The organism is Stenotrophomonas sp. GD03819 (assembly GCF_029841665.1).
Classification (GTDB): Bacteria; Pseudomonadota; Gammaproteobacteria; order Xanthomonadales; family Xanthomonadaceae; genus Stenotrophomonas; species Stenotrophomonas geniculata.
This window is the reverse complement of record NZ_JAOCEW010000007.1, coordinates 41,015-65,676: the sequence shown is the minus strand read 5'-3', so window position 1 is coordinate 65,676 and position 24,662 is coordinate 41,015. Positions and strand designations below refer to the sequence as shown.

Below are 24,662 nucleotides of genomic sequence, written 5' to 3'. Positions count from 1 at the left end.
GACATGCTTTTTGCCAAAGGCGGTCGAGCATGGCTCGACGCTACAAAAAGGCATGGTCAATTTTTCACCAAGCATCTTGACAGCCTTGGCTGCCAAGGGCTGCGCGAGGTTATCCACACCTTTGCTCAGAAACCATCCACATCGCCTGTGGATGAATTCAGCCCAGCACCCGTCCGATGCCGCTGGCGTCCACCTCGGCCGCCGCCCGGGTGATCGCCGCCGGATCGCTGCCGGCCACGAATCCGATACGGAAATGCACTTCGCCGCCAGGCGTTCGCGAAGAATGGATCGACGCCAGGCTGATGCGGTGCTGCTCGAACACGTTCAGCAGTTCACGCAACGACCCCGGCCGGTCTTCCGGCAGGTGCACTGACAACGCATTGCGCTCGGTCAGGTCAGCCAGCAGATAGCCCACGCGTTCGAATGTGTAATTGCCGTCCGCCAGCGCCTGCTCGCCGAAGGCAGTGCGATTGGCCGACAGCAGCTGCTCCCGGAATGCAGCACGTGCACCGTCGTCACCCTGCCCGACCTGCGCCTGCAGGGACTGCAGCTGGCCGACCAGCCGCTCCAGCATCGGCGCTACGTATGGGTTGCCGAACTGGATGTCTTCGTAGATCGCCGGGTTGAGCGACAGGATGCGCGAGATGATCGCCGTATCCAGCTCGAACGATGCCGACCGATACGGCATCATCGTGGCCAGATCGCCCAGCTGCGGCTGGTACTGGCGCAGCACGCCGGCCTGGGCCAGGTGAGTGGCATGCACCATCGCCTGTACCAGCGCCATCATCTGGTCGTGGTGCTGTGGCGTGGCGCGCACGCACTCAGCCTGCAACGCCGTGCACAGCGTATTGGCCCACGGCTGCCAGTGCTGCAGCCGCGCTTCGCAGACCACCATCACCCGGCCCTTCAGGGTCGGCGCCTTGGGCGGAGCGGTCATCGGGTGCAGGCCGACCACTTCGGCTTGAGAGGCCAACATCGCCTGGACCGGCGCTTCCTTCACCGAGGTCACGTCCAGCCACAGTCGGTCGCGTTCACGGCCTGCGGACTGCCGCACGTACTCGGCGATCAACGCGGGCGTGTGCCGGATCGGCGCCGAGAACACCAGCACGTCGGCCTGCGCCAGCAGCTCTTCCGGCGTATGCGAGTCCGGATCGGCCGGATCGTGGCCGATCACCTTCAGCTGCATGTGCTGCTGGAAGAAGCGGGTCAGCCAGCGCCCGTAGGCGCCGGCACTGCCGATGATGCCGACCGTGCGCGGCGTACGTTCGAGCAGGCCGCTCATGCCACGCGTTCGGCGCGGAAGCGCGACCCTTCGGCCAGCGCGGCAGGCGCTGCAGCAATCACGTCGAACTCTTCGAAGCCGTTGTCCAGGGTCGCCTCCAGCGCCGCGTGGGTGCCGGCAATCGCACGCGAGATCGCCTGCTGCATCGATTCGCCGCGCAGCAGGAACGACACCACCAGCGACATCAGCACATCGCCGGTACCGGCCACGTCCACCGGCAGCAGCGGCGAGGTCCAGCGCCAGGTCTCCTCGCGGCCAACGGCCAGGGTCACCAGTTCACCCGGGGTGCCGCCTACGCTGTGCGCGATCACCCAGTGCGGGCCACGATCCAGCAGCGTGCGTGCGGCGGTGATGGCATCGGCCTCGGCGAGCGCCGGCATGCCGGTCAGGCGATTCAGTTCAAAGGCGTTCGGGGTAACCAGCCAGGCATGCGGCAACAACCGCTCGGCGAAGATCGCTTCCAGGCCCGGTTCCACGTAGGGGCCGGTGTGAGTATCACCGATCACCGGATCCAGGCAGTAACGCAGCTGCGGGCAGGCCGGCAGGATGTCGTCCAGCCAATCGGCGAAGGCGGCACCATTGGCCGTGCTGCCAAAGTAGCCGGAGACGAGCATCCTCGCCCGCTGCGGCAGGCCACGCTCGTGGGTGCCCCGCAACAGATCGGCGAACCAGTCGGCGGGCAGCACGCGACCGCGGGTGGTGTCGTAGAACGGCGCGTTGCTCAGCAGCACGGTCGGAATTTCGGCTACGCGCACGCCGAGCGCGCGCATCGGCGGTACGGCGGCGCTGTTGCCGGCATGGCCGTAGACAAGTTGCGACTGGACCGAGATGACATCGATCGGCGACGGGCCGTCGGGCCGCTGGCGGCGGCCGTGGACCAGGTGGTTATCAAGGGATTCGCTCATGGCCGCATTCTACGCCCAAGGGGGTTTTCGGCAGGGCTTGCAGCCCTGCACCTGCTCTATGCAACGGCAACGGCAACGGCAACGGCAAAAGCCAGAGCGGCATTCCGTGAGTTGGCGGGGCGGTGTGGGTGGTCAGGACACGCCGTAAACCCATCCATGGGGGCTCGATGGCGCCATCCATGGCGCCAACGGTCCTGCCCACCCACACCGCCCCGCCTTCGACAGATTCATGCGGCTGTTGGTAACTGCGGCTGTTGGTGGGTGTCGACCTTGGTCGACACGGTAGATCCATGCCATGCGTGGATGAATTCATTCGATATCTGACAGATGTGTCGACCAAGGTCGACACCCACCAGAGCAGAGTGCTGCTCCAACAGATCGCGGCCAACTGTCGAAGGCGGGGTGGGTCCGGTTGAGGGGGCGTGAGCCGCATGGATGCGGCGACCGAGCTTACATGGACGTACTTGCAGCGTCCCCCTCAACCGGACCCACCCCGCCAACCCACGGATAGCCAGCTTCTGCTGTTGACGTTGACGTTGCTTCGGCGGGTGCAGGGCTGCAAGCCCTGCAAACCAAAACCTCTCAGTGAGCAGCAGGCCGCGACGGCGGCAGCCACGCCGCCACGATGCCGAGTAGCGGCAGGAACGCGGTCAGCTGGTAGACGTACTCAATGCTGGTCTTGTCCGCCAGCAGGCCGAGCACGGCCGCACCCAGTCCGCCCATGCCAAACGCGAAGCCGAAGAACAGGCCGGACACCATGCCGATGCGGTGCGGCATCATCTCCTGCGCATACACCACGATCGCCGAGAACGCTGACGACAACACGAAACCGATCAGCACGGCCAGTACCGTGGTCCAGAACAGATCCGCATGCGGCAGCATCAACGCGAACGGGGCCACGCCGAAGATCGAGGTCCAGATGATCGGCTTGCGGCCGATGCGATCACCCAGCGGGCCGCCGAGGAAGCCACCGGCAGCGGATGCCACCAGGAACGCGAACAGATGCAGCTGCGCCTGTGCCACCGGAATGCCGAAGTGGTGGATCAGGTAGAAGGTGAAGTAGCTGCCGATGCTGGCCATGTAGAAGTATTTGCTGAAGATCAGCACCAGCAGGATCGCCAGCACCTTGGCCACGGTGCGCGACGGATGCCGCGGGGCCATCGACGCGGTGCTGGCCGGACGCGGTGTGCCCAGGTGCAGTGCATACCAGCGGCCCACATAGGTAAGCAATGCGATGCCGATCAGGGCGGCGCCGGCAAACCACGATGCGGCATGCTGGCCATACGGCACGATCACCGCCGCGGCAATCAGCGGGCCCAGCGCGGTACCGAAGTTGCCGCCGACCTGGAACACCGACTGTGCAAAACCATGGCGACCGCCCGAGGCCAGCCGCGCGATGCGCGAGGCTTCCGGATGGAAGATGGCCGAACCAATGCCGACCATCGCCGCCGCCATCAGCACCACCGCGTAGTTCGGTGCGAAGCCCAGCAGCAGCATGCCGCACAGGGTCGAGGCCATGCCGATCGGCAGCGAGTACGGCGCCGGGCGGCGGTCGGTGGCCATGCCGATCAAGGGCTGGAAGATCGAGGCGGTGAGCTGGTAGGTCAGCGTGATCAGGCCGATCTGGGTGAAGCTCAGGTTGAAGCCGCCCTTGATCACCGGATAGATGGCCAGGATCAGCGACTGCATCATGTCGTTGACGACATGCGAGGTGGAGATGGCGGCCAGCACGCCGGGGGCCACCGGGCGTGAGGTCGTTGCAGGAGAAGCCAGGGTCGACATGGACGCAGTCAGGTTGGGGGCGAGCACCGCATGCTACGGTGACCTCCCCCTCCCTTCTGCCGCGTTCGGGTCATGGCATATCGCAAAAAGGACACCCCCTGCCCGGTCCGCGAGACTGCACCGTGGAACGAGGTTCCGGTGCACCGCCCAGTAACCTGCCGCGCCCGCCACTACAAGCCCGGCACCCACATCGCGCCCCACCGGCACCGCCGTCACCAGCTGGTGTTCGCCATGTCCGGACTGATGGTGGTGCGTGCGGACGGCGGCCGCTGGGTGGTGCCTTCGACCCGCGCGATCTGGGTGCCGGCCGGCATGGCCCATGCGGTGGACTGCATCGCCGAAGTACACATGCGCAGCCTGTACGTGGAGCCGGACTTCGCGCCGCAGCTGCCGGACGAGGCGTTCGCAGTACAGGTAGCACCGCTGCTGCGCGAGCTGCTGCTGGCCGCCAGCCTGATCGAGACCGCGCATGTGGACGACAGCCGCGACGGCCGCCTGGTACGCCTGCTGCTGGACGAGCTGCACCGCATGGACGTGCTGCCGCTGCACCTGCCCTCCCCCACCGACCCGCGCCTGCAGCGGATCTGCCAGCACATCCAGAAGCATCCCGGCGACGACGCCACGTTGCAGGATTGGGCGCAGGCGCTGCAGGTGGACGTGAAAACCATCCAGCGCCATTTCGCCAGCGAACTGGGCATGACCTTCGGGCAGTGGCGACAACAGGCGCGGCTGCTGGCCGCACTGGAACGGCTGGCGGTCGGTGACAAGGTCATCGATGTCGCGTTGGCGATGGGTTACGACAGCCCGAGCGCGTTCACCAGCATGTTCAAGCGGCAGCTGGGGCAGACACCCGCGGCGTTTTTCCGCTGACCGCATACGAAAACGCCGGGCATGGCCCGGCGCTAGCGTTCAACGCTTGCGTTGAGAACTCAGGACGTCATGCGGTCCCAGAAGCCCTTCACGCCATCGATGAAGGTGGCCGACTTCGGCGAATGCTTGCGCGCTTCCTCACCGACGAAGGTGGCTTCGAACTGCTCCAGCAGCTTGCGCTGCTCGTTGGTGAGGTTGACCGGGGTCTCCACCACCACACGGCAGTACAGGTCGCCCTCGCTGCGGCTGCGCACCGAACGTACGCCCTTGCCACGCAGGCGGAACAGCTTGCCGGTCTGGGTCTCGGCCGGGATGCGGATCTCCGCCTCACCGCCCAACGTGGCCACGCGCACAGTGTCGCCCAGTGCGGCCTGCGAGATGCGGATCGGCACTTCGCAGTGCAGGTCGTCGCCATCGCGCTGGAAGATCGCATGCTCGCGCACGCGCACTTCCACGTACAGATCACCCGGCGGCGTACCGGCCGGACCGGCTTCGCCCTCGCCCTGCAGGCGGATGCGATCGCCGGTGTCGACGCCGGCCGGCACCTTCACCGACAGCACCTTGTCTTCCTCGACACGGCCGTTGCCATGGCAGGTCTTGCAGGGCTTGGCGATGATCTGGCCACGGCCGCCGCAGTTGTGGCAGGCCTGCTGCATGGCGAAGATGCCGCGCTGGATGCGCACCTGGCCACGGCCATGGCAGACGTTGCAGGTCTCGACCTTGCCGTCTTCGGAGCCACTGCCATCGCAGTCGCCGCACTCGGCCAGGGTCGGAATCTCGATGCGGCGCTCGACGCCGCGCACGGCTTCTTCCAGGTCCAGCTCCATCACGTAGCCGATGTCGGCGCCGCGACGGGCCTGACGCGGACCACCGCCGCCACCAAAGATGTTGCCGAAGATATCGCCGAAGATATCGTTCATGTCCGGGCCGCCCGGACCACCGCCGCCCATGCCGTGCTCGAACGCGGCGTGGCCGTGGCTGTCATACATGCGGCGCTTGTTGCCGTCGGACAGTACTTCGTAGGCTTCCTTGCACTCCTTGAAGGAGGCTTCGGCCGCCGTATCGCCCGGATTGCGGTCCGGGTGGAACTTCATCGCGCAGCGGCGGTAAGCCTTCTTCAGCTCGTCGTCGGTGGCGGTGCGGGCAACGCCCAGCACTTCGTAGTAATCGCGCTTGCTCATATCGTGAATCGGGTTCCGGAAAGTCGGGATTCGTCAAAGCGGAAGAGCGGAACCAGGTCCGCTCTTGCGTCGGGCGCCCCGACACGCCGGTGGGCGGTCAGGACCCTGATGCGACAACGGGACGCTGATGGCCAGCGTCCCGTGTCGGTCCGGATCAGGACTTCTTGTCGTCCTTGACTTCGGTGAACTCGGCGTCGACCACGTCATCCTGCGCCTTGCCTGCGTTGCCGGCGTCGGCACCCGGGGCAGCACCGCCCTGGTCGGCCGAAGCGGCAGCGAACAGCGACTGGCCAGCTTCTTCCAGCGCCTTCGACTTGGCTTCGATCTGTGCCTTGTCGTCACCCTTCATCGCGGTTTCCAGATCGGCCAGGGCCGCCTCGACCTTGCCGATCACTTCGCCACCGACCTTGCTGCCGTGCTCGGTGATCGCGCTGCGGGTGCCGTGGATCAGGGCGTCGGCCTGGTTGCGGGCCTGCACCAGTTCCTGGAACTTCTTGTCTTCTTCGCGGTTGGCTTCCGCGTCGGCGACCATGCGTGCGATCTCTTCCTCGGACAGACCCGAACCGGCCTTGATCTCGACCTTCTGTTCCTTGTTGGTCTTCTTGTCCTTGGCCGACACGTGCAGGATGCCGTTGGCGTCGATGTCGAAGGACACTTCCACCTGCGGCAGGCCACGCGGCGCCGGCTCGATGCCGGACAGGTCGAACTTGGCCAGCGACTTGTTGAAGCGGGCCTGTTCGCGCTCACCCTGCAGCACGTGCACGGTCACGGCCGACTGGTTGTCCTCGGCGGTGGAGAACACCTGCGAGGCCTTGGTCGGGATGGTGGTGTTCTTCTCGATGATCTTGGTGAACACGCCACCCATGGTTTCGATGCCCAGCGACAGCGGGGTCACGTCCAGCAGCAGCACGTCCTTGACGTCGCCACCCAGCACGCCGCCCTGGATCGCCGCACCCAGTGCCACGGCCTCGTCGGGGTTGACGTCCTTGCGCGGTTCCTTGCCGAAGAACTCGGTCACCGCCTGCTGCACCTTCGGCATGCGGGTCTGGCCGCCGACCAGGATCACTTCGCTGATGTCGCTCGAACGCAGGCCGGCATCGTTCAGGGCGACGCGGCACGGCTCGATCGACTTCTTGATCAGGTCGTCCACCAGCGCTTCCAGCTTGGCGCGGGTCAGCTTGATGTTCAGGTGCTTCGGACCCGACGCGTCAGCGGTGACGTACGGCAGGTTCACTTCGGTCTGCTGGGCGCTGGACAGCTCGATCTTGGCGCGCTCGGCAGCGTCCTTCAGGCGCTGCAGGGCCAGCGGATCCTTGCGCAGGTCGATGCCCTGGTCCTTGTTGAACTCTTCAACCAGGTACTCGATGACGCGGTTGTCGAAGTCTTCGCCGCCCAGGAAGGTGTCGCCGTTGGTGGCCAGCACTTCGAACTGCTTTTCGCCGTCGACGTTGGCGATCTCGATCACCGAGACGTCGAAGGTGCCGCCGCCCAGGTCGTACACCACGATCTTGCGATCCTTGTTGTCGCCCTTGTCCAGGCCATAGGCCAGCGCGGCCGCGGTCGGCTCGTTGATGATGCGCTTGACGTCCAGGCCGGCGATGCGGCCGGCGTCCTTGGTCGCCTGGCGCTGGCTGTCGTTGAAGTAGGCCGGCACGGTGATGACCGCTTCGGTGACCTTCTCACCGAGGAAGTCCTCGGCGGTCTTCTTCATCTTTTCCAGCACCTTGGCCGAGATTTCCTGCGGCGCCATCTTCTTGCCGTCGCTGGTGGCCACCCAGGCATCGCCATTGTCATGGGCGAGGATGCTGTAGGGGACGTGCGCGATGTCCTTCTGCACTTCGGCGTCGGTGAACTTGCGGCCGATCAGGCGCTTCACCGCGTAGAAGGTGTTCTTCGGGTTGGTCACGGCCTGGCGCTTGGCCGAGGCGCCGACCAGGACTTCGCCGTCCTTGGTGTAGGCGACGATCGACGGGGTGGTGCGATCGCCTTCCGAATTCTCGATGACGCGGGCCTTGCCGCCGTCCATGATCGCCACGCACGAGTTGGTGGTGCCGAGGTCGATACCAATGATCTTGCCCATGGGGGAGACTCCTGAGGATGCTTGTTGGGGTCAGTCCGGCCGTTCGGCCGGTGGATGAATACGATGTGGGGGAGGCTCGTGGAACATTCAAGCCATCTCCCGAACGCTGTGTTCAGCGCCTGGAAAACCTTGCCAGGCATGGCCTGGCTCGACCGGGGCCGGGCATCACCCGGCCCAGTCAATCAATCGGCGGCCACCACCACCAGCGCCGGCCGCAGCAGGCGCTCGTTCAGCAGGTAGCCCTTCTGGAACACGGTCACCACGCTGCCGGGGGCCGCGCCCGGGGCCGGCACCTGGCTGATGGCCTGGTGGTGTTCCGGGTTGAACGGCTGGCCAGTCGGGTCCAGCAGGACCAGACCGTTGTCGGCGGCAACCTTCAGCAGCTGCTTGTAGGTCAGCTCCAGGCCTTCGCGCAGCGGGTGCGGGTCGTCGCCGGCGGCCTTCAGGCCGGCATCCAGGCTGTCGAACACCGGCAGCAGCTCGCCGAGCAGCTTCTCGTTGGCGAACTTGCGGGCCTGCTCGATGTCACGGGCCACGCGCTTGCGCTGGTTCTCCAGGTCGGCGCGCTCACGCAGCGCATCGGCCTTGATCTGCTCGACTTCGGCGCGCAGGCGCTCCACTTCGTCGTTGACGCCGGCGGCGGCAGCCGCATCAGCGGCACTCTGCTGGGATTCGATATCTGGCTGTTCGTGGTTCATGTCTGGGTCCCTGGCGGTCACTCTCCGCCTCCACCCACCCTAGTGTGGGCGGGATGCTGCGTTTCAAGCGTCGGATGTTCCGGGAGTGCGCCCGGCGGGTGAAAAGGCCGCGCCGAGCACATCGGCGGTGGCCTGCACCAGCGGGATCATGCGGTCGTAGGCCATCCGCTTGGGGCCGATCACGCCCAGCACGCCCAGCACCTGGCCGTTGGCCGTGTACGGGGCGGTGACCAGCGAGACGCCCTGCAGCGGCATCATCCCGGTCTCCTCGCCGATGAAGATGCGCACGCCCGGCGCCTGGATGGTCCGCTCCAGCAGCTGCAGGATCTCGCGCTTGCTGGAGAACAGCTCGAACAGTTCACGCAGGCGCTCCAGGTCGGACAGGTCCTGCACCCCCATCAGGCGGGTCTGGCCGGCCACCAGCATGTCGTCGGCCGCTGGCTGCAGGGCCTGCTCGGCCAGCTCGATGCTGTGCGCCAGCAGCTGTTCCAGCTCGGAGCGGGCGTCGCGCAGTTCCAGCAGCAGGCGGGTGCGGATCTCGGCCATCGGCAGGCCGGCGAAATGGGCATTGAGGTAGTTGGCGACCTGCTCCAGCTGGCCTGGCGCGAACTCCTGCCGGGTCTCGATGACCCGGTTCTGCACCTCGTTGTCGGCGAACACCAGGATCGCCAGTACGCGGCGCCCGTCCAGCGCCACGAAATCGATCTGGCGGAAGGCGAACTGCTCGCGCCGCGGCGCGCTGACCACGCCGACGAAGTGGCTCATGGCCGACAGCAGCTCCGAGGCGCTGCCGAGCAGGGCCTGGGTGCTGCCGCCGCCAGCCAGTTCCTGACGCAACCGGGCCAGCTCGCCCTCGCCCGGCGGCTGCATCTGCAGCAGGCTGTCGACGAACACCCGGTAGCCGTGTGCGGTCGGGACGCGCCCGGCCGAGGTGTGCGGCGAGGCCAGCAGCCCCAGGTCCTCCAGGTCGCCGAGGATGTTGCGGATGGTGGCCGGGCTGACCTCCAGGCCGGCCACGCGCGCCAACGTCTGCGAGCCGACCGGCTCACCGTCCTGGATGTAACGCGCGATCAGCGTGCGCAGCAGATGGCGCGCACGCGGGGCAAGCTGGTCGGGAGAACCGTGCATGGAATCAACCTGTGAGACACGGACACTAGATAATGGCGGCGCATCACCTTGGCAAGTCATTGGACCTCCCTCGCCCACGTGCTAGCGTTGCGCGGCTGCTGATACCCCCTTACCCATGCTCAGACATCTTTCGATCAAGGATTTTGCCGTCGTCCGCGCCACCGAACTGGAGTTCGGGCCAGGCATGACCGTCGTTTCAGGCGAGACCGGCGCCGGCAAGTCGCTGATGGTCGACGCGCTGGGCTTCCTGTCCGGCCTGCGCGCCGACAGCGGCGTGGTCCGCCACGGCGCCGCGCGCGCCGAGCTTTCGGCCGAGTTCACGCTGGACCAGCTGCAGGCCGCGCGCCAGTGGCTGGCCGACAACGAGCTGGACGACGAAGAACAATGCCAGCTGCGCCGCGTGATCCGTGCAGACGGCGGTTCGCGGGCGTGGATCAATGGCCGCCCGGTGACCCTGGCCCAGCTGGGCGACCTGGCCTCGTTGCTGGTGGAGATCCACGGCCAGCACGAACAGCAGGCTCTGCTGGCGCGCCCGTCGCAGCTGGCCCTGCTGGATGCCTATGCCGGCAACGAGAACGAGCGCCGCCAGGTGCGCCGCGCCGCGGCCGCATGGCAGGCACTGGTCGATGAATCGCTGGCGCTGTCGCAACAGGGCGACGTGAGTGACCGGATCGGCTTCCTGGAGCACCAGCTGCGCGAACTGGACCGCGAAGACCTGGAGCCGGAGTCGATCGTGGCGCTCGGTGCCAGCCATCGCCGCCAGGCCCACGCCAGCGCCCTGCTGAGCGCCTGCCAGGCCGCCAGCAACCAGCTCAACGGCGATGACGGCAGCTCCGCGCTGGACCTGCTGCAGCAGGTGCGCCACGAACTGTCGCGCCTGATCGAACACGACCCGCGCCTGGGCGAGGTGGACGGCCTGATCGAGAACGCCTCGATCCAGCTGCACGAAGCCCTGTCGCTGCTGGACCGGGTGCACGATGACCTCGATGCCGACCCGGAGCAGTTCGAAGAGAACGAGCGCCGTCTCGGCCGCCTGCACGACCTGGCCCGCAAGCACCGCGTGCCGATGGACGAGCTGGGCGCGCAGCGCGAGCGCATGCACGCCGAAGTGGAGCAGCTGCGCGGCGCCGACGAACGCCTGCAGCGCCTGGCCGGCGAGATCGACAAGGCCGCCGCCGCCTGGCGTGTGCAGGCTGAAGTGCTGACCGCCAGCCGTCGCAGCGCTGCTGCCGAACTGTCGGCCACCACCACCGGCATCATCGCCGAGCTCGGCATGGGCGGTGGCCAGTTCCTGATCGAGCTGGAGCCGCAGGATGCCGGCAAGCCCGATCCGCAGGGTGCCGAGCGCGTGGAGTTCCTGGTCGCGGCCAATGCCGGCCAGCCGCCGCGCGCACTGCGCAAGGTGGCCTCAGGCGGTGAACTGTCGCGCATTTCGCTGGCCATCGAAGTGGCCGCGCTGGACCTGGATGCGGTGCCGACCATGGTGTTCGACGAGGTCGACTCCGGCATCGGCGGCGCCGTGGCCGACATTGTCGGCCAGAAGCTGCGCGCCCTCGGCGAGAAGCGCCAGGTGCTGTGCGTGACCCACCTGCCACAGGTCGCCTCCAAGGGCCACGCGCATTACCGGGTCAGCAAGGCGCCAGTGGAAGGCATGACCCAGAGCGCGGTGGAAAAACTGGACAGCAAGGCGCGCGAGGAAGAGCTGGCACGCATGCTCGGCGGCGTGGAAGTGAGCAAGGAAGCGCGCGCCGCTGCGCGCAAGCTGCTGCAGGTGTAACGCCGACCGGGCCGAGCATGGGCTCGGCTCTACAGGAACGTCCCGAACGAAACCGACATGTAGAGCCGAGCCCATGCTCGGCTTCTGTCCGCCGGCGCTCTCACCCCAAGGGCCGTGCCAGGTCCACCGTTTCCACCAGGTAATCCAGGAACGCGCGCACCCGCAGCGGCAGGTAGCCGCCCTGCCCCAGGAACACCGCGTGCACCTCTTCCAGGTCACCGGGATTGGCTTCCTCCAGCACCGGCAGCAGGCGTCCGGCAGCGATGTCGGCCTGCACCTGGAACGCTGCCAGCCGTGCCATGCCCAGACCACCCAGCACCAGCTGCCGCAGTGCATCACCGTTGCTGGCGCGGGCATTGCCACTGGGCAGCACCATCCGCTCGCGTCCGTCCTGCAGCAATGGCCAGCCCTGCATCGCCCGGGCATGGCCGATGTCCAGCCGATTGTGCGACTGCAGCTCCTCAGCGTCGCGCGGCAGCCCATGCCGCTGCGCGTAGGCCGGCGCGGCCACGATCATCATCCGCGTCGCGCCCAGCCGCCGCGCCACCAGGCTAGAGCTCTTCAGCGGCCCGGCCCGCACCGCCACATCGGTGCGCTGCTCCAGCAGGTCGATCACCTCGTCGTTGAGGGTCAGGTCCACGCCCACCTGCGGGTTGCGCTCCAGGAACGCCGGCAGCAGCGGCAACAGGAAGTGCTGGCCAAACGGCACGTTGGAATTGACCCGCAGCCGTCCGCGCGGCTCGGCATGTGCGCTGGCGCAGCGTTCGGCCTCCTCCAGGTCGGCCAGCACGCGCAGGCCACGTTCATAGAACGCGCAGCCTTCCGGGGTCAGCTGTAGCTGGCGGGTGGAGCGTTGCAGCAGGCGCGTGCCCAGCCGCTGTTCCAGCCGGGCCACCAGCTTGCTCACCGCCGAGGGCGTCATGTCCAGGGTGCGGGCGGCGGCGGAGAAGCCACCGGTCTCGATCACCCGCACGAACACTTCCAGCTCGCCGGATCGGTTGATGTCTGGTCGCGCCATGGCAATGAATCCAGTTCACAGATGATTATCCATGCGCAGTCTAGTTCACAGATAACCACGGAATCACCATGGTGTTCCCTCCACCCGGGACCGCCCGATGAACCGCCTGAGCCACCTTACCGCCACCATCCTGCTCGCCCTGTCCGGCGTCGCCAGTGCCGCATCCGCCCCGCACTGGGTTGCCAGCTGGCAGGCCAGCCCGCAACCGGTCTGGGGCGCGGATTTTCTGTTCCCGACCCTGGTCCCGGCCACGTTGCATGACCAGACCTTCCGCCAGACCGCGCGCATCAGCCTGGGCGGGCCCCGGCTGCGGGTGCGGCTGAGCAATGCCTACGGCACCCAGCCGCTGCGGATCGGGGCGGCCAGCGTGGCCGCACGTGCGGGAGCCACCCCGCAGCCGCTCAGTTTCGACGGCCAGCCCGGGGTGCTGATCGGCCCCGGACAGGAACGGCTGAGCGATCCGCTGTCACTGGCCACGGATGACCGGCAGGCGCTGCAGGTCAGTATCTTCGTGCCCGGGCCGACGCCGGTGCAGACGTTCCATTGGGAAGGCCGCCAGACCAGTTGGACTGCGCCCGGCGACCAGAGCCGGGCCCAGGCTCTGAGCGCGGCCAGCAGCACCACTGCCCGCCTGTTCCTGGCCGGCATCGAGGTCGAGGCCGCCGCCCGCGCACGTAGCGTGGTGGTGATCGGCGACTCGATCACCGACGGCGCCACCGCCAGCCTCGACCAGGACCAGCGCTGGACCGACCACCTGGCCGCGCGTCTGGCACCGCGGGGCATCGCCGTGGTCAACGCCGGTATATCCGGGGGGCGGCTGCTGCGCGACGGCATGGGTGAGTCGGTTCTGGCCCGCTTGCAGCGCGATGCACTGGATCAGCCCGGCGTGGCCAGTGTGATCGTGCTGATCGGCATCAACGACATCAGCTGGCCTGGCACCGCGTTCGCCCGCAACCAGGCCCGGCCCGCGCTGGCGGAACTACAGGCGGGGTATCGCGCCCTGGCCGAGCAGGCCCGAGGCCGAGGTATGCGGATCGTAGGCGCCACCCTGACACCGTTCGCCGGCGCCCTGCCCGGCACGCCGCTGGCTGACTACTATCACCCGGACAAGGACGCCCTGCGCCGGCAGCTCAATGCGTGGCTGCGCACGGACAGCCCTTTTGACGCGGTGATCGACCTGGACGCCGCGCTGCGGGACCCGGCCGATCCGTCTCGGATGGCGGCCGCCTACGACTCCGGTGACCACCTGCACCCGGGCGATGCGGGCAACCGGGCCATGGCCGAGGCGGTCGATCTTGAGGTGCTCATGGGGCCATCCACGCATGGCGTGGATCTACCGTAAGCAACGAAAAACCCCGGGCAAGCCCGGGGTTTCGTCGCACTACGGCTGGCCGGAACGGCTTACTTGCGCTTTTTGCGCACGTACAGCACCAGCGAGTGCTCTTCCAGCTCGTAGCCGTGGTCGGCAGCGATCTTGCGCTGCAGCTCCTCGATCTCGTGGCTCTCGAACTCGATGATCTTGCCGCTGTCCACGTCGACCATGTGGTCATGGTGGCCGCCACGGTCCAGCTCGTAGACGGCCTGGCCGCCTTCGAAATTGTGCTTGAGCACGAGGCCGGCGGCCTCGAACTGGGTCAACACCCGGTAGACCGTCGCCAGGCCGATCTCGTCGCCATGCTCGAGCAGCTGGCGGTAGATATCTTCGGCGGTCATGTGGTGCTGGGCATTGCGCTGTTCAAGCAGCGCCAGGATCCGCATCCGTGGATGGGTCACCTTCAGGCCGACTTTTCGCAGGTCGTGGGTTTCCATAGGTCTCCGTTCATTGGCGATTTAGCGCCAGCTGCCTCGGATTGGGTCGCGGTGGCACGCCGGGAGTGTATCATCGGTTTGATTTCCCCAACCGCCAGTCCCGATGCGCAATCTCCTGTTGGTCGCCGCCGTCGCCCTGTCCACCACCGGGTGCGGCATCATCTACAAGCAACCCATCTATCAGGGCAACCTGATCCGGGAAGATGCCGTGGCCAAGCTGCAGGTCGGGCAGAGCAAGCAGCAGGTCACTGCGCTGCTGGGCACCCCGTCCATTCCGGACCCGTTCCACGCCCAGCGCTGGGACTACACCTCCAGCCAGCGCGTGAACCGCCTGGGCCGCACCGAGGTGAAGAACTTCACCGTGTTCTTCGACAATGACAACGTGACCCGCTGGGAAGGCGATTACTTCCCGGGTAACGACAAGGCCCTGGCCCAGCAGACCGTGCGCCAGTTCGGCCGCAATCTGCCGAAGGACAAGAAGAAGAAGGGTCGCTGACGCCCCCTGCCCGTCCGCACGGACGGGCGGCAGGAATCAACCGCCGAGCGCGCGACGCCGGCGGTTGTCCTTGGGGTCGGCCTGCAACGGGCGTAGCAGCTCGATGCGGTCGCCATCCAGCAGTACCTGCTGCGGGCGCGCCAGTACCCCATGCACGGCCGCCGCCGGGCAGCCTGCACTGCCTTCCAGCGCAGCAGCGGCAATGGCCTCGGCCACGGTCGCGCCCTCGTCCAGCTGCAACCGGCGCGAGAGCACCCGCTGCGGCCAGGCCAGCACCACCTCGACCTCGATCATTGCTCAGGCCTCGTCGGCAACGCGGATGAAGTCGTTGACCATGCGGTCGGCCAGGCTCTGGAAGCCCAACGCCAGCGCCGGCCCCAGCAGGCGCGAACTGGGCTCGAAGTCCAGGGTCAGGGTGACTTTGCAGGCATCTTCGGCCAGCGCATGGAACTCCCAGCGGCCATGCAGCTGCTTGAACGGGCCATCGCGCAGCTGCATGTCGATGCTGTGCGGGCGCTGCAGGGTGTTTTCAGTCTGGAACCAGGTGCTGAACGAGCCCAGGCCCAGATCCAGGCGCGCTACCAGTCGGTCCTCGCCCTGCTCCAGGATCTGGGCAGCCGAACACCAGCGGAAACGGCGCGGATAGGCCTGGACATCATTGACCAGGTCGAACATGCGCGCGGCCGAATGTTCGACCAGGGCGCTGCGGCGGATAGTAGGCATGAATACAGGACGTTTCGGCAATCGACCGGGCGGGCCCGAATCGGAGACAATACGGAAATGAGCAAGAACAGCGGCAAGGATAAAGCAAAGAGCGCGACGGCCAACAAAACCATCGCGTTGAACAAGCGTGCCCGCCACGAGTACCACATCGAAGACCGCTTCGAAGCCGGCCTGGCCCTGCAGGGCTGGGAGGTGAAATCGATCCGTGCTGGCCGCGGCAACATCGTCGACGCCTACGCCTACGTGAAGGATGGTGAGATCTTCCTGATCGGCGCGCAGATCACGCCGTTGATCCAGGCCTCGACCCATGTCGTGGCCAACGACCGGCGCGATCGCAAGCTGCTGCTGCACCGGAGCGAGATCGACAAGCTGGTTGGCAAGGTCGAGCGCGATGGCTACACGATCGTGCCCACCGCGATGTACTGGAGCAAGAACAAGATCAAGCTCGAAGTCGCGCTGGCCAAGGGCAAGCAGACCCACGACAAGCGCGATGCCGCCAAGGACCGCGACTGGGCGATCGAGAAGCAGCGTGTCATGCGTCGCGGCAACCGCGACGCGTAAGGCGGTTGCGCATCACCCTGTAGAGTCGAGCCATGCTCGACTGCTTTGGCTTTCTGTAAAGCCGAGCCACGCTCGGCTTCGGCAAGAAGAGCAGCCGAGCGCAGGCTCGGCTCTACAAGACGCTGGTCACCCCGCCAGCATGCCCTGCCTGCGCACCCGCGGCGCCAGTGCCGCGTGCATCACCGCCAGATGCATCACCACTGCCAGCTCCGGCGCGTAACGATCATCGCCCGAGCGCCACTGCTGGGCCAGCTGTGCGGCATCAGCCGGCAGCAGCGCCAGCAGCTGGGCATCGTCCAGCGCGTCGGCCGCACCCTGCAGCCGGCGGGCCATCTGTCGCGACTGCCACACGTGCACACCAATGCTCAGGCTGGCCAGCGACATCAGCACCACGGCCAACCCGTGCTCGAACCACTGCGACAGCACTTCCGGCCCCCACAACAAGGCCGCCAGCACCGCCAGGCCCGGCAGGCGCCACCCCAGCCAATGGATGCGACCACGCTGCGACCAGTGCACCACCACCGCGCTGGCGACCAGTGCCGCAGCGGCCGTGGCCGGCAACTCGGTCACCCAGGTGGCCGCCAGCAGCACCGCCAGCACCGCCCATACCCAGCCCGGCGGCAACGCGCGTCGCTGGTAATCGGCACCGACCGGTCCGATCAGCTGCCGCAGGCTGCGTTGTTGGCTTGCATCGGTCACCCACCGTCTCCGTGTCTGTCCTGGCCTGGATGGTCGTCGCCAGTGTGTCGCAAATTCGTGCCCACGAAGTTAGCAATCCGCTATGACAGACGCTCTACAACAAGTTGCGGATTGACAGGACGCGCGGCTCGCCCGCAGCACTCACCCCGCCGACAGATCCTTGCTGAGGAACACCCTGCATGTGCCGACCGGATCGCATGGCACCCGGCCGAACACGACCCATCCATGCTTCACATAGAAGTCGGGCGCCTGGAAGCTGAGGGTGTACAGCACGCCGGAACGGCAACCACGACGCCGTGCTTCATCCTCTGCGGCCTTCAGCACGCGCGATCCCAGCCCGTTGCCGCGATAGGCCGCTGGCAGATGGAACAGATCCACGAACCACAGGCCCAGTGAAGTTCGCCCGGTAAGCCCCCCCACCACCTCGCCACTGGCCTGATCGGTGACCAGCACCGCCAGCGTGCGCCGATCGGCGTAACCCGCTGCGTTCAGATTGAACTGGTCCAGGCCACTGCCAATTAGGTCCAGCGCCTCGTCGCTGGGATCATCGGTTACGGCGACTTCAAGCGACATGGCGTCCTTCCATTGGCTGCAGATCGAGAGTCTGGATGCTATCAACCCCAATATTTTGCTGCTGGGGTCAGGCAGAACGGCCACGGCCAACCGTCCCGCCCCCCATCAACCGAAGGGTGTCTATACTCTGGGCTGGCTCGCCTCTTCATAGGAAGTTCGCATGGCTGCGACGGCCTCCAATCCTGACGATTCGATTGACCCCACCTACTCCGGCTCTAGCACTGAGCACAGTGCAAAACTGCCGGGTGACCGCGCTTCGATTACCCGGACCGCAGACGGCGCTGTAAAGGTTGCCGGACGTAGTATCGAGAAGACTCAGGCAGAGGTGGCTCTTGCAGGCGCCACGTTGAAGAAGGTGACAGAGGTAACGGGTACGGCAGGCGAGAACCGTATCGAGCGCGAACGCATCACCCAGTTCAGCCTTGAGGCGTCGGTTGCAGTTGGCGCACGCGCCGAAGTCAAAGGCAAAGAGCGTCTGGCTGGTATCGAGCTTGAAGCCGGATCGCAGGTGGGTGCCCGTGTGCGCTATCGCGTCTCCCTGCCTGACACCACCGCATCTGAAACCGGAAAATCCACTCCTGCAACGGCTGAGCAAGCTGCCAGAGTGAACCCCTTCAACCCGACCACGCTGCCGATTGGTGGCCGGGTGTTGCTGGATAGCCAGCAATTCCAGCAGAGTGAGTTGAAAGTTGCGTTCCGCCACATCGCAACGGTGAACCAGCTCACTGAAGCGGAGGGGGTCGGTGTCGCGATCAGCCGTTTGGACGAACACCATGTCCGGGTCGTTACGGGGCCCAACAAGGCGATCGAATCCCTGCAGGGCGTGGGCGTCGATCTAGGCATTGCGCGCGTGATGGCCGGTCGCCAGGATGCGCTTGGACAGTCCAAACTGCAGACCGCCGACTTTGACCTGCGCGACCCGGATGCGCGTGCGGCCTACATCCGAATGCTCGCAACAGGCCAGGTGGCCGATCAGACGCCGGGCGTGAGCAACGTGGCTCAGCTGGAGCGGTTGGACTACAGCTCCCAGCAGCGGCTGCAAGTGGGACTGGTCAATGACCTGGTGAGTGCCGATATCGCGGGGCGCCGCAATACTGGCACGGCGATCCAGAGCACGGCTCCCGACGGCAAGGTCACAGTCACCCAGCAATTGAGCTATGACGACAACGTGAAGCTGACGATTGTGCGCGCCTTCATCCGTGACGGAGAAACGCTCCGCGAGGACGTGGATGCGCGCAGGTATCAGTTCCTTGTCGACACGGATGTGCCGACCCCCGGCTTTATGGACAAGGTGGTTGGTGGCCGAAACGAAGCCGTTGAGGAGCGCAACATCGCCACCGGGTTGAACCTGGCTTTAACTGGATCGACCGAGGGCCCGGGACAGATCCGTCCCGGTGAAAAAGTCTCGGTCAGCTTCAGCGAAGCGCAGATGCAGGAATTCATGCAGCGAACCCAGAAGATGGTCGAGCGCCCCCTCGGACATCTCGATCCATTGGCAGGTATCGCTCGCGCTGGCTATGGCGACCAGCCGCAGCGCGATGGTCTTGAGTTCGCAATCGGGATAGCCCGTAGCCTGCAGGGTAATGCCGATCAGTTCGGCAAGCATCTACAGCGTGTGGCGCAGGACGGTGACCCGCGTGGGCCTGTCCACCCGATCAATGCGCAACTCACGCGCTCAGACGGCACGCTGCTCAATGCGCCGATTCAATCGCAGCAGCAGGCTCCGGCCCCCCTTTCACCGGCTGGCCGCACCGCCACCCTCGATCCGCGCCATTCGGACCACGAGGCAAATGCCATCTACAAGCAGAATTTCCAAGCGGCAGAAAGACTGGCATGCACTCAGGGCGGATTGCCGGATCAGGCAGTTGAGCGTTTGGCGATGGCCGGAACCATCGCAGCCCAGCGGGCTGGGTTGAGTCAGGTGGATCACCTTGTGGTCGGAAATCGTGGCCAAGCTTTTGTCGTGCAGGGGGCACTCGACTCCCCGGCGCATCTACGGGCGGGTTTCGACTATCAGACGGCGTTGAATACACCGATCGAGGACAGTTTCTCCAGATTGGAGGTGGCCTCTGAATCGCGTGCACAGAGCGATCTGCGTACTCAAGAGCACGAGCATGAGACGCGACTGATGGCGGCGCGAGGACTATGACCTGTCTCCGGGTCAGCAGGGCTTGTGCTGTCCAGCGTCGCCGATGAACTGCCACTGGCGTATGCCTGGCCATAGCTGAATCATGCCGCTTCCAGCGGCGCCAGTTCCTGAAGGGGCCGCCGCGGCGGCCCCTTGGACCTTACAGGTCCGGCAGGCCCAATCGTCTCCGCAGCGCCGCCACTAGAATGATCGAGATCTGCGCCAACGCATCCTGATCGCGCGTCAGCTCGTCATACATATCCAGCAGCTCCGGTGGGATCTTTCCCATCCGGGCTGCCTTGAAGGCCTCCATCGAGACCACCTGAGCCTTATGGCGCTCATCTTCCATGTCCTTCTCCAGCGTCTGGCGGCGAGAGTGCCGCCCTCTGCATGCCTTGGACCCGCCTCCAAGCCTGTTGCAGGGAAAAGAAAAGCAGCACCACCATCCATGGACTGGCCCTTCTCCTCCAATGGCCACCGGTTCTCAGCGTGATGGCTTCACAGAAGGATGACCGTTTGATCTTCCACAGGATTTCTAAGCGGCATGTCATTGATTCAATCGAACATCGAATCGTCCTTCAGGGATAGGGGGGCTTGGAGGGTTCGAGCAACCGTTGTGCAACCTCCCTTGACGCCCCTCTGCAAAAGCAGCCCGCCAAGAGGTAAACGTGAAATCGATCAGGACCGCTTTGCTCGTTATCTCGTTGTCCAGTCCGTTCCACTTGGCTTACGCCCAGTCCCCAGTGCAAGGCGGCGGCGCCTCGGTGCCGGCAAACCTCTACAAGGGATCAGCAGACAGCATTCTTCCAAACAGCTTCAGCTACGCCGTAACGGGCTCCGGCAAAGAGAAGAAAGCGTTTCTAAGCAATGATCCCAGTCTCTTCGGGAACATCGGCACAGTACATTTTGCGGCAGGCGATTCCGTTCTTACGGCGACCGAGTTGTCCGACTACACCAACGCCTACAACGTACCCACAACCAACCAAAAATATGGAGCGCTCATCCAGATTCCCACGGCGCTCGTACCAGTCGTGATCCCCTTCAACAAGCCCGGCGCGAAGCTTGACCTGTCCATCAACGATATCTGTGGTGTCTTCTCAAGCAAGATAGCGGACTGGTCTCAACTATCATCGGGTTTGTCGTCGGGTCAGAGTGGCCCGATCACTGTGGTTTACCGCTCGGAGAGCAGCGGTAGCACTGAAGTTCTCACGCGTTTTCTGTCTGCGGCATGCAAGTCGGTTGATTTGTTCGGGACTAGTCTCAAACAGCAAAGCAACTGGAGTGGATCGGCGCCGGGCTTCTCGATCCAGACGAGCTTCGCCGGCTTGTTCTCAAACAACATGGCGCCCTCAAACTTTCTCCCTGCCGTGGCAACGGGAGACACCTCGCTGCTTGATACCGTCAATTCTGGTAATGGCCGCATTGGATACACTGGCCCAGACATGATGGTCAACCCGGACGATGCCACGAAAGTGGCCCGCGTGATTGGGTTCTCGCCCAAATATGTGAGCATCCCCGCAACGATCGGTGCCGTTAGTCCGCCCACAAGCGTGTTGCAAGCGCCATTCGTTCATTCCTTTTCAATCACTACGGAAGCGCAGGTGATTCCAGCCAGGATCAAGGGCCTAATGACGCGACATTACGGGCGCACTGGTTCTACCCACTGGATAGGAGTTGGCGTGAGGCGATCCAGACACGATTCGCTCTTGCAAGTAGTTCGACCGGACTGAACAACCCGGACGCCTGCAATGGAATGGGGCGCCCCTAGCAGGGATGCGACATCACGACGTTGGAAAACAGGGGCCGGCTGTCATGCCGGCCCCTGCCCCGCTGCCCGCCTCTGGACAGCAGCGGCGGCTGAACGATTTCAGCGTCGGCCCTGACCGCGCGTGACTGTTCAGGAAGATTGCCGTAAGATCCGTTTCGTTGGGCAGGGTCAGTGTCAGCGTTTATGACGGCATTGGCCCCAAAGCCTTGCAGCACTTGAAGAAACCGGGGGTGCATTGGTTTCGACGGGGGTTGTGAAGTCGCCTGGCGCATGCCGAGGGGGTAGCTTTCCTCGTAAATCCAGCTGCAAAACTCTAGTTGCCAACGACGACAACTACGCTCCGGTCGCTCTCGCAGCCTAAAAACTGCGGTGCGTGACCTTCTGCCGACTTAGGCGGAGCCTCGAAACTGCTTGTGTCCATGCTCGCAGCGTAGAGTCATTATCATGGAATCGCGCTGGGCGGCTGCCTGTCAGTCCGGCACTAGAACACAACAGGCTGGTTCCCGGGTGCGCTTTGCACACCGTGCTGCTCGGGGATGAGATTCAACGGTGAGCTAAGCATGTAGTGCTGGGGATGGAGTGCCTTCGGACGGCGGTTCAATTCCGCCCACCTCCACCAACGAACGGTTCGTCAAGGACCGGAGAAGCCCGGAAATTCCACCAACGTGGGTTTCCGGGCTTTTTTGTTGCCCGCCTCGCCTCGCCGCGGAGTTCACCGCCCAGGCGCAGTCGCGATTCGATGCCGTCAAGCAATGTCGACACCACGCATCTTCTCTCACCTTCGACATCACTAAATCACTTCAGAATTTTCCCAGCCTCCCATTGGGGGGATGTGTCCGCGAAGCCGTTCGTCCCTGGTCGCCATCAAGAGGAGACCACGGAGCACCCGCACCCTTCACATGAAGCCGCGCCCGAGGGGCACGGCCTGTTCGACACATCTTTCACAAAGGAACTGTATCCATGCGTACGTCGCTTCGGGTTTCCCTTGCCAGCGCCATCACCCTGGTTCTGGTCAGCGCCCCCGCCTTCGCCCAACCCACCGAACGGGTATGGACGCGAGGCATGGCCAGCAACGAGCAGTACAGCAGTTTCATCGTCAAGTACCGGGACGGCAGCAGCAAGCGCGTTTCGGCTACCACCGCACAGGATGCGCTGAAGAAGCGCCTCGGCATCCAGCAACGCAGCAAGCGCTCGATCGGCGCTGCGCCGGCCCCAGCCGTGACCCACCAGCGCCGCATGGGCGGTGGCGCCGACGTCGTCACCACGGACAAGGCACTGGATCTTCCGGAAGCGCAGATCCTGATGCAGCGCATCGCCGACGATCCGGACGTCGAGTATGTGCAGCCGAACTACATGATGAGCGCGTTCGCCACACCGAACGATCCGCGCTACGGCGAGCAGTGGCACTACAGCAATCCGACCAGTGGTGCGCGCCTGCCGGCCGCGTGGGACCGCTCCACCGGCCAGGGTGTGGTGGTGGCTGTGGTCGATTCGGGGTATCTCAACAACAACGACCTGCAGGCGAACCTGTTGCCGGGTTACGACATGATCTCGTCCACCCGCCCGTTCAGTGATTGGCAGTGCATCATCGGCGGACTCAATCCCGGCTGTGGTGGCTCCGACGATGGCGACGGACGCGACGCCGATGCCTTCGATGCCTCGGGCATCGCTCACGGCACCCACGTCGCTGGGACGGTCGCAGCGGTGACCAACAACCAGATCGGCGTCGCCGGCGTGGCCTACAACGCGAAGGTCGTGCCGGTGCGCGTACTCGGAAACCAGGGCAATGGCGGTTCCGCCGACATCATCGACGGCATGCTCTGGAGTGCGGGTATCAACGTGCCCAACGTCCCGGCCAATGCCAACCCGGCTGAAGTCATCAATCTCAGCCTCGGCGGCCGCCGGGCCTGCTCGCCGGCCGAGCAGGATGCAATCGACGACATCACCGCGCAGGGCACGATCGTGGTGGTCGCCGCCGGCAACAGCAATCTGGATGTGTCCGAGTTTGCTCCGGCGAACTGCAAGGGCGTGATTGCGGTTGCCGCCAACGATCAGGGCGGTCGTCGTGCGTTCTACTCCAACTACGGCGCAGGCATCCACATCACCGCACCCGGTGGTGAAACCTGGTCCTGCCGCGCGTCCGTCGGCGAGTTCCTGCCGCTGGCCACGCCGCCGAACCAGACCAACTGCGCACCGACCCGCCAGCATCCGGCACAGGGCATCCTGTCCACCGTGGGCAACAACGCCTTCGACTTCATGTCCGGCACCTCGATGGCGGCGCCGCACGTCGCCGGCATCGTCGCGCTGATGCAGGCGGTGGCGCCGGTGCCCAAGACCACCGACCAGGTCAAGGACATCCTGCGTCGCACTGCGCGCCCGATCGCGGCAGCAAACTGCCCGGGGGGTTGCGGGCCAGGCATTGTCGACGCCGCAGAAGCGGTGAAGGCGGCCAGCAACTGACGGCATGGCGCAGCGGCCCGGCAAGGTCGCTGCGCCTTCGTCGCGCATCCGATCTGTACACGCAGGCAACATCAGCAGGCCCATAATCCGGTTCCGCGCCCGGTTCCGGGCGCGCTGCTCCGTCACGTACAGAAGGACCTGCAATGAGAACCAGAAACACCGCGTTCGCCGTGGTCATGACCGCTCTGGCCGCGAGCTCGGCTACCCACGCAGCCCCGCCGCCTGCCATCGCCCCCGCCGGCACCGCAACGCTGGAGGCCCTGCTGGCCTGCAAGGCAGGTTCGAACTTCAGCGAAGCCGAGGCCATCGATGCCCTGCAGGCAGCCGGCCTGGCCAGGAAGCCTGGCGGCACGTTCGAGCCGGAAACCACGCCAGTCGCCCTGTTCGGCGGTACCGTCACCCATGCCGATGTGAATGTCGCCGAGGGCGAGAAGAGCGTCTTCGTCTACTTGAACGGTGTCGATCCGAAGCGCCTCGCCAAGACCTGGTCGATGACCACGGTCAACGAATACGCCAACACCGAAGAGCCCTCGTACGTGAAGCGCATCGACAAGCGCCACACCCTGCACGTGATTGCCGGTGACGATTACGAAGGTTATTCCGCCGCCGTGAAGTGCCAGATCGCGCCGTAACGGCCTGACCCGCGCTGGAGCCAGTGCCGTACTCGCTGGCGGAAGGCTGCGTATGCCTCAGGAAGGCGGGCCGACAGTGCCCGCTCTTCCGG

The 24,662-nt window shown here is 65.4% G+C and carries 23 protein-coding genes and 1 other RNA gene; 10 read left to right on the top strand and 14 right to left on the bottom strand.

The features are described from left to right. Positions 1-157: 157 nt before the first annotated feature. The 3 genes from N5D45_RS06080 to N5D45_RS06070 form a co-directional block, all read right to left on the bottom strand. Positions 158-1,282: a prephenate dehydrogenase gene (locus N5D45_RS06080; RefSeq protein WP_057502453.1), complete on the bottom strand. Its 1,125-nt coding sequence runs from the start codon at positions 1,280-1,282 to the stop codon at positions 158-160. Then, complete coding sequence (gene pdxY / locus N5D45_RS06075; RefSeq protein ID WP_057502452.1) at positions 1,279-2,187, bottom strand: pyridoxal kinase; 909 nt, start codon at positions 2,185-2,187, stop codon at positions 1,279-1,281. Before pdxY ends, N5D45_RS06080 begins: the two co-directional genes overlap by 4 nt. A 582-nt stretch (positions 2,188-2,769) precedes the next feature. Beyond that, positions 2,770-3,969: an MFS transporter gene (locus tag N5D45_RS06070; RefSeq protein ID WP_057503775.1), complete on the bottom strand. Its 1,200-nt coding sequence runs from the start codon at positions 3,967-3,969 to the stop codon at positions 2,770-2,772. A gap of 72 nt (positions 3,970-4,041) precedes the next feature. On the opposite strand from N5D45_RS06070, the gene N5D45_RS06065 reads away from it, so the two are divergent. Continuing rightward, positions 4,042-4,839 (top strand): helix-turn-helix transcriptional regulator, encoded by a 798-nt coding sequence (locus tag N5D45_RS06065; RefSeq protein ID WP_043399327.1) that lies wholly within the window; start codon positions 4,042-4,044, stop codon positions 4,837-4,839. Between the two features lie 59 nt (positions 4,840-4,898). On the opposite strand, the gene dnaJ is transcribed toward N5D45_RS06065, so the two are convergent. The 4 genes from dnaJ to hrcA form a co-directional block, all read right to left on the bottom strand. Further along, a complete protein-coding gene (gene dnaJ / locus N5D45_RS06060; RefSeq protein WP_010484471.1) occupies positions 4,899-6,020 on the bottom strand; it encodes a molecular chaperone DnaJ in 1,122 nt (373 codons plus the stop codon). A gap of 154 nt (positions 6,021-6,174) precedes the next feature. Continuing rightward, a complete protein-coding gene (gene dnaK, locus N5D45_RS06055) occupies positions 6,175-8,100 on the bottom strand; it encodes a molecular chaperone DnaK (RefSeq protein WP_010484469.1) in 1,926 nt (641 codons plus the stop codon). A gap of 182 nt (positions 8,101-8,282) precedes the next feature. Continuing rightward, on the bottom strand, positions 8,283-8,798 hold the full coding sequence (gene grpE, locus N5D45_RS06050; RefSeq protein ID WP_010484465.1) for a nucleotide exchange factor GrpE: 516 nt from the start codon (positions 8,796-8,798) through the stop codon (positions 8,283-8,285). Between the two features lie 63 nt (positions 8,799-8,861). After that, positions 8,862-9,926 carry a heat-inducible transcriptional repressor HrcA gene (gene hrcA / locus N5D45_RS06045; RefSeq protein WP_010484463.1) on the bottom strand — a complete coding sequence of 355 codons (1,065 nt, stop codon included), beginning with the start codon at positions 9,924-9,926 and terminating at the stop codon, positions 8,862-8,864. A gap of 115 nt (positions 9,927-10,041) precedes the next feature. On the opposite strand from hrcA, the gene recN reads away from it, so the two are divergent. Then, positions 10,042-11,703 carry a DNA repair protein RecN gene (recN, locus tag N5D45_RS06040; RefSeq protein WP_049454725.1) on the top strand — a complete coding sequence of 554 codons (1,662 nt, stop codon included), beginning with the start codon at positions 10,042-10,044 and terminating at the stop codon, positions 11,701-11,703. A gap of 100 nt (positions 11,704-11,803) precedes the next feature. Here recN and N5D45_RS06035 read toward each other — a convergent pair whose 3' ends face one another. After that, the gene (locus N5D45_RS06035; RefSeq protein ID WP_010484459.1) at positions 11,804-12,721 is read right to left on the bottom strand and encodes a LysR family transcriptional regulator; all 918 of its coding nucleotides are present in this window, start codon (positions 12,719-12,721) and stop codon (positions 11,804-11,806) included. Between the two features lie 97 nt (positions 12,722-12,818). Between N5D45_RS06035 and N5D45_RS06030 the strand changes: the two genes are divergently transcribed. Beyond that, positions 12,819-14,063 (top strand): SGNH/GDSL hydrolase family protein, encoded by a 1,245-nt coding sequence (locus N5D45_RS06030; RefSeq protein ID WP_279938605.1) that lies wholly within the window; start codon positions 12,819-12,821, stop codon positions 14,061-14,063. 59 nt (positions 14,064-14,122) lie between these two features. Here the strand turns inward: N5D45_RS06030 and fur are convergent, their stop codons facing one another. Further along, positions 14,123-14,530 carry a ferric iron uptake transcriptional regulator gene (fur, locus tag N5D45_RS06025; protein ID WP_005409235.1) on the bottom strand — a complete coding sequence of 136 codons (408 nt, stop codon included), beginning with the start codon at positions 14,528-14,530 and terminating at the stop codon, positions 14,123-14,125. A 103-nt stretch (positions 14,531-14,633) separates the two neighbouring features. Here fur and bamE point away from each other — a divergent pair, with 103 nt between their 5' ends. Continuing rightward, positions 14,634-15,026, top strand: coding sequence for an outer membrane protein assembly factor BamE (gene bamE, locus N5D45_RS06020; RefSeq protein WP_010484453.1), 393 nt, complete (start codon positions 14,634-14,636; stop codon positions 15,024-15,026). Positions 15,027-15,062: 36 nt separating this feature from the next. Here bamE and N5D45_RS06015 read toward each other — a convergent pair whose 3' ends face one another. Continuing rightward, positions 15,063-15,320 (bottom strand): RnfH family protein, encoded by a 258-nt coding sequence (locus N5D45_RS06015; protein ID WP_010484451.1) that lies wholly within the window; start codon positions 15,318-15,320, stop codon positions 15,063-15,065. A 3-nt stretch (positions 15,321-15,323) separates the two neighbouring features. After that, positions 15,324-15,749, bottom strand: a complete 426-nt coding sequence (locus tag N5D45_RS06010) for a type II toxin-antitoxin system RatA family toxin (protein WP_010484449.1) — start codon at positions 15,747-15,749, stop codon at positions 15,324-15,326. Positions 15,750-15,806: 57 nt separating this feature from the next. Between N5D45_RS06010 and smpB the strand changes: the two genes are divergently transcribed. Then, entirely contained in the window at positions 15,807-16,310 is a 504-nt protein-coding gene (gene smpB / locus N5D45_RS06005) for an SsrA-binding protein SmpB (protein WP_010484447.1), read from the top strand. Between the two features lie 126 nt (positions 16,311-16,436). Here smpB and N5D45_RS06000 read toward each other — a convergent pair whose 3' ends face one another. Together N5D45_RS06000 and N5D45_RS05995 are read right to left on the bottom strand one after the other, a co-directional pair. Further along, positions 16,437-17,009: a hypothetical protein gene (locus N5D45_RS06000; protein WP_010484444.1), complete on the bottom strand. Its 573-nt coding sequence runs from the start codon at positions 17,007-17,009 to the stop codon at positions 16,437-16,439. Between the two features lie 141 nt (positions 17,010-17,150). After that, positions 17,151-17,582: a GNAT family N-acetyltransferase gene (locus N5D45_RS05995; protein WP_279938603.1), complete on the bottom strand. Its 432-nt coding sequence runs from the start codon at positions 17,580-17,582 to the stop codon at positions 17,151-17,153. Between the two features lie 160 nt (positions 17,583-17,742). On the opposite strand from N5D45_RS05995, the gene N5D45_RS05990 reads away from it, so the two are divergent. Further along, positions 17,743-19,731, top strand: coding sequence for an XVIPCD domain-containing protein (locus N5D45_RS05990; protein ID WP_134958172.1), 1,989 nt, complete (start codon positions 17,743-17,745; stop codon positions 19,729-19,731). A 139-nt stretch (positions 19,732-19,870) separates the two neighbouring features. On the opposite strand, the gene N5D45_RS05985 is transcribed toward N5D45_RS05990, so the two are convergent. After that, the gene (locus N5D45_RS05985) at positions 19,871-20,059 is read right to left on the bottom strand and encodes a hypothetical protein (RefSeq protein WP_049454717.1); all 189 of its coding nucleotides are present in this window, start codon (positions 20,057-20,059) and stop codon (positions 19,871-19,873) included. A 319-nt stretch (positions 20,060-20,378) separates the two neighbouring features. On the opposite strand from N5D45_RS05985, the gene N5D45_RS05980 reads away from it, so the two are divergent. From N5D45_RS05980 to N5D45_RS05965, 4 genes are all read left to right on the top strand, one after another. After that, a complete protein-coding gene (locus N5D45_RS05980) occupies positions 20,379-21,440 on the top strand; it encodes a substrate-binding domain-containing protein (protein WP_279938602.1) in 1,062 nt (353 codons plus the stop codon). A 264-nt stretch (positions 21,441-21,704) separates the two neighbouring features. Beyond that, positions 21,705-22,097: a transfer-messenger RNA gene (gene ssrA, locus N5D45_RS05975) on the top strand. A gap of 341 nt (positions 22,098-22,438) precedes the next feature. Next, positions 22,439-23,938, top strand: a complete 1,500-nt coding sequence (locus N5D45_RS05970) for a S8 family serine peptidase (RefSeq protein ID WP_228355232.1) — start codon at positions 22,439-22,441, stop codon at positions 23,936-23,938. Between the two features lie 143 nt (positions 23,939-24,081). Next, positions 24,082-24,570: a hypothetical protein gene (locus N5D45_RS05965; RefSeq protein WP_279938600.1), complete on the top strand. Its 489-nt coding sequence runs from the start codon at positions 24,082-24,084 to the stop codon at positions 24,568-24,570. Positions 24,571-24,662: the final 92 nt, after the last annotated feature.

Coding starts and splice junctions, on each gene's coding strand:
- N5D45_RS06080 (WP_057502453.1), bottom strand. CDS start 1,282: ATGAGCGGCCTGCTCGAACGTACGCCGCGCACGGTCGGCATCATCGGC.
- pdxY (WP_057502452.1), bottom strand. CDS start 2,187: ATGAGCGAATCCCTTGATAACCACCTGGTCCACGGCCGCCGCCAGCGG.
- N5D45_RS06070 (WP_057503775.1), bottom strand. CDS start 3,969: ATGTCGACCCTGGCTTCTCCTGCAACGACCTCACGCCCGGTGGCCCCC.
- N5D45_RS06065 (WP_043399327.1), top strand. CDS start 4,042: ATGGCATATCGCAAAAAGGACACCCCCTGCCCGGTCCGCGAGACTGCA.
- dnaJ (WP_010484471.1), bottom strand. CDS start 6,020: ATGAGCAAGCGCGATTACTACGAAGTGCTGGGCGTTGCCCGCACCGCC.
- dnaK (WP_010484469.1), bottom strand. CDS start 8,100: ATGGGCAAGATCATTGGTATCGACCTCGGCACCACCAACTCGTGCGTG.
- grpE (WP_010484465.1), bottom strand. CDS start 8,798: ATGAACCACGAACAGCCAGATATCGAATCCCAGCAGAGTGCCGCTGAT.
- hrcA (WP_010484463.1), bottom strand. CDS start 9,926: ATGCACGGTTCTCCCGACCAGCTTGCCCCGCGTGCGCGCCATCTGCTG.
- recN (WP_049454725.1), top strand. CDS start 10,042: ATGCTCAGACATCTTTCGATCAAGGATTTTGCCGTCGTCCGCGCCACC.
- N5D45_RS06035 (WP_010484459.1), bottom strand. CDS start 12,721: ATGGCGCGACCAGACATCAACCGATCCGGCGAGCTGGAAGTGTTCGTG.
- N5D45_RS06030 (WP_279938605.1), top strand. CDS start 12,819: ATGAACCGCCTGAGCCACCTTACCGCCACCATCCTGCTCGCCCTGTCC.
- fur (WP_005409235.1), bottom strand. CDS start 14,530: ATGGAAACCCACGACCTGCGAAAAGTCGGCCTGAAGGTGACCCATCCA.
- bamE (WP_010484453.1), top strand. CDS start 14,634: ATGCGCAATCTCCTGTTGGTCGCCGCCGTCGCCCTGTCCACCACCGGG.
- N5D45_RS06015 (WP_010484451.1), bottom strand. CDS start 15,320: ATGATCGAGGTCGAGGTGGTGCTGGCCTGGCCGCAGCGGGTGCTCTCG.
- N5D45_RS06010 (WP_010484449.1), bottom strand. CDS start 15,749: ATGCCTACTATCCGCCGCAGCGCCCTGGTCGAACATTCGGCCGCGCGC.
- smpB (WP_010484447.1), top strand. CDS start 15,807: ATGAGCAAGAACAGCGGCAAGGATAAAGCAAAGAGCGCGACGGCCAAC.
- N5D45_RS05995 (WP_279938603.1), bottom strand. CDS start 17,582: ATGTCGCTTGAAGTCGCCGTAACCGATGATCCCAGCGACGAGGCGCTG.
- N5D45_RS05990 (WP_134958172.1), top strand. CDS start 17,743: ATGGCTGCGACGGCCTCCAATCCTGACGATTCGATTGACCCCACCTAC.
- N5D45_RS05985 (WP_049454717.1), bottom strand. CDS start 20,059: ATGGAAGATGAGCGCCATAAGGCTCAGGTGGTCTCGATGGAGGCCTTC.
- N5D45_RS05970 (WP_228355232.1), top strand. CDS start 22,439: ATGCGTACGTCGCTTCGGGTTTCCCTTGCCAGCGCCATCACCCTGGTT.
- N5D45_RS05965 (WP_279938600.1), top strand. CDS start 24,082: ATGAGAACCAGAAACACCGCGTTCGCCGTGGTCATGACCGCTCTGGCC.